The organism is Pseudomonas sp. Z18(2022) (assembly GCF_036346535.1).
Lineage (GTDB): Bacteria > Pseudomonadota > Gammaproteobacteria > Pseudomonadales > Pseudomonadaceae > Aquipseudomonas > Aquipseudomonas yamanorum_A.
In genome coordinates this window covers 1-233 of record NZ_JAOTOA010000085.1, presented here as the reverse complement: position 1 = coordinate 233, position 233 = coordinate 1, and the positions used below count along the sequence as shown (strand labels likewise).

1 protein-coding gene is annotated in these 233 nt (G+C 62.7%); it reads left to right on the top strand.

Annotation, left to right across the window (positions count from 1 at the left end; all coding sequences use genetic code 11):
- The coding region (locus V3W39_RS33670; protein ID WP_330214197.1) for a hypothetical protein at positions 1 to 233 on the top strand (233 nt) is incomplete at both ends.

Genomic DNA, 233 nt, shown 5'->3' with positions numbered 1-233 from the left:
CTGAATGGCAACCCGCTCACTTCACACCTGTTCAGATCCGGCCGAGAGCACCAGCGCCAGCAAGGTCAGCTCCTCAGCCACTACCACTACGACGACCAGGGCCGGCTGCACGCCCACGCCATCACCCAACAGGAACAACGCCACCAACGCCGCCAATACGACTACGACAAACGCGGCAACCTGACCCGCATCCTCGACACCCGCAAAGGCCAGCACGACTACCACTACGACCC